Genomic DNA, 2,360 nt, shown 5'->3' with positions numbered 1-2,360 from the left:
CCGCTGTACTGGACGTGGATGTAACCGTCGGTCAGATCGGACATCACAAGACCTCTTCTCGTATCGTCGGGGCCGGAGGGGGCAGGGCAGGTCAGGTCAGCCGCGCAGCGCGTCAAACGCCGACAGGGACTGGTTGTACGCCTGGTTGATGGCCTCGTCGGCCGCACCCTGGGTCATGTTGTGTTGCTTCAGGCTCATGTTGAGCGCCTCGACCATCGACTCGAGGTTCCTGAGGATGACGTTGGCCTGCCCGTCCCAGGCACGCAGCAGGTCCCCGAACTTGCTGCCGTCGGTGCCGCCATAACTCGCGGCGAGCTGGCCGGCAATACCGTCCACGTCCTGACGGCACCTGAGGATGCCGCTGTAGGCCATCTCCAGCGCCTGGACGCCGTTCCGGGTCGCCAGTTCATTTGACTGCTGAACGCCGCCTGCCATCAGCCTGCTCCTTGGTCGGTGAATCGCTCGGAAGGATCGGCACGATGCTAGGGGCGAACGTCCCTGACACCCTTCGCCGTTGAGGAACATCTGAGCTGTAGGTCCCTCGATCTCTGCACCTTCGTGCAACACACCAGGCCAGCCACCCCACCCCTCCGGCCGGCGGCCAGGACCCAGCCGGCGTACCGGAGGCCGTCCCGGTCGGCGACGGGAACCGGGACGGACCGCCGGAGGACTTCCCGCAGGCCGGGGCGCGATCGTAGGGGTGCCGCCGCCCGCGGCCGCTGCCCGGGTCCAGGTCCGGTCCCGACCACCGCAGAGACGGCAGCGGCGAGAGCAGTCTCACCGCGTCCGAGTCCGCGTAACCCACAGTGGTCAGGGATTCCCCGGCCGCACCGCCCGTCACTGCGGTGCCGCCAGGGGTCGGCGAGGCTGATCCGACGGCACCGACGAGACTCCCGTCCTCCGGGGAAGCCAGCACCGTACCGGCCATGACGATGGTGCGGTGTCCCACGGGACCGGGCCGCCGCCTGTGGGGGCGGCTGGAGGTTCACAGCGCGCGGTCACGCCCAGCTGCACCTGCCCGGAACAGCGGCGCATGCCGGACGTGACTACGCGGGCAGCGAGCCGCCCTCCTCCTCACCGATCATCCGGTCCAGGATCTCCCGCACCTCTGCCGGGAAGAGCTCAGGGTGCCCGCGCAACACAATCGCACGGTCCTCCCGACCGAGCGCATCGCCCAGCGACACTTCCGTGCCGGGTGCGAGCGCCCAAGTAACCGCGGCCGACGCCGACCACGGCAGCCCTTCCACGTGGTCGCGCCGCACACGAGCGTCCAGCACCGCCGGGGAGTCGAGCAGCTCATCGAGTCCGGTCCCGCCCTGGCCGAGCGTGCTCTCCTCCTCGAACCGAACATCGACGGCCTGAGGGTCCCCGGCCGCCTCCGCCGGCCGGACCGACTCGCCCGGCAGGGACAGAGGCTGCCCCGGCCGCCCCAGGCGGTCGTCCACCGCCGGCGCCGCCGCACCAGACCTCGCCTCAACCCGCTGCGCCGCCGACCGCTGAAGGACCCACGCCTCCGCATCGAACGACTCACCAGGCTGCCGCAGACGCAGCAACTCCAGCTCGTTGATCGGCCGCTCTTCCGCGGTGGACGCCTCGAGTCCACGCCTGGAGGCCGCGTCCGCCAGGTCCCCCGGGGCCTCCACCACCGGCAGCCCGCCGTCACCCACCCGACGACGCTTCGCCCCACGCGCCACCCCGTCCGGGGTCACCTCCGCCCGAGGCATCACCGCACCCCCCGACAGACCACCGCCACTCACACCCATGGAGGAGACGGATTCCCCGCCGGATGAGCCGGCCGCACGCCCACCAGACCCCAGCGCGTTCGGACCCTCCACGCCCCCGCCCCTGCCCAGGTCCGGCTCCGGCTCCGGCTCCGGCTCCGGGTCCAGCTCCAGGTCCAGGTCCGGCACCGGGTCCAGGTCCAGGTCCAGCACCGGGTCCAGGTCCAGGTCCAGGTCCGGCACCGGCACCGGCACCGGGTCCAGGTCCAGGTCGAGGTCCAGCACCAGTGCCAGGTCCGGCACCGGGTCCGAGTCCAGGTACAGGTCCAGGTCCAGCACTGGGTCCCGGTCCAGCTCCGGCACCGGGTCCAGGTACAGGCCCAGGTCCAGGTCCAGCGCTGGGTCCACGTCCAGGTCTGTACCCGGCTCCCAGGGCAGCGCGGGCGCCACCTCGGACATCCCCGCGGCCTGGCCCGGTACCACCACGCCCCCGGCCGCGGGGCCAGACCGAGAACGCCCGGCGTTCACCGCGGCATCCACATCAGCCGAAGTCAGACCCGCACGCCCCGCCCCCAACATCTCGTTGCCGGTCCCCAACGGTTGCCGGGCGGCGCCACCCCCGCCGGACGAGGAACTCTC

General features: G+C 71.7%; 2 protein-coding genes. Both read right to left on the bottom strand.

All coding sequences use genetic code 11. The features are described from left to right. Positions 1-96: 96 nt before the first annotated feature. Positions 97-435: a hypothetical protein gene (locus tag ABZZ20_RS36730; RefSeq protein WP_356877382.1), complete on the bottom strand. Its 339-nt coding sequence runs from the start codon at positions 433-435 to the stop codon at positions 97-99. Between the two features lie 611 nt (positions 436-1,046). Next, positions 1,047-2,360: hypothetical protein (locus ABZZ20_RS36725; protein WP_356877380.1), on the bottom strand; the 1,314-nt coding region annotated here is incomplete at its 5' end.

The sequence above is a fragment of the Streptomyces sp. NPDC006430 genome, from assembly GCF_040612395.1.
GTDB lineage: Bacteria > Actinomycetota > Actinomycetes > Streptomycetales > Streptomycetaceae > Streptomyces.
This window is presented reverse-complemented; position numbering and strand designations above follow the sequence as displayed.